Below are 512 nucleotides of genomic sequence, written 5' to 3'. Positions count from 1 at the left end.
TGGTATGCGTACAGAAGGTATCTTACCAGGTGGTTTAAAAGTAAAACGTCGTGCCCCTAGTTTACACCTTAAGTTAAATATTGAGGTAAACAACGACCCATTACGTGCTATGGATTGGGTTGATTTATTTGCCCTTGCAGTAAACGAAGAGAACGCTGCCGGCGGCCGTGTTGTTACCGCACCTACCAATGGTGCAGCAGGTATTTTGCCAGCGGTATTAATGTATTATCACACTTTCATTAAAGAAGTAGACCGTGATATCGCAACACGTTACTTATTAACGGCGGCAGCAATTGGTATTTTATATAAAAAGAACGCGTCAATTTCGGGTGCTGAAGTAGGTTGCCAAGGTGAAGTGGGCGTTGCTTGCTCAATGGCAGCAGGTGCACTTACTGAAATCATGGGTGGCAATGTAGTACAGGTTGAAAACGCCGCTGAAATCGGCATGGAGCACAACCTAGGCCTAACCTGTGACCCGGTTGGCGGCCTTGTACAAGTACCGTGTATTGGAC

At 46.1% G+C, this 512-nt stretch carries 1 protein-coding gene; it reads left to right on the top strand.

The window, feature by feature from the left end; all coding sequences use genetic code 11:
* The coding region (locus L1D47_RS21080; protein WP_239886653.1) for an L-serine ammonia-lyase, iron-sulfur-dependent, subunit alpha at positions 1-512 on the top strand (512 nt) is incomplete at both ends.

It is taken from the genome of Shewanella sp. Isolate7 (assembly GCF_022398425.1).
Taxonomy (GTDB): domain Bacteria; phylum Pseudomonadota; class Gammaproteobacteria; order Enterobacterales; family Shewanellaceae; genus Shewanella.
This window is presented reverse-complemented; position numbering and strand designations above follow the sequence as displayed.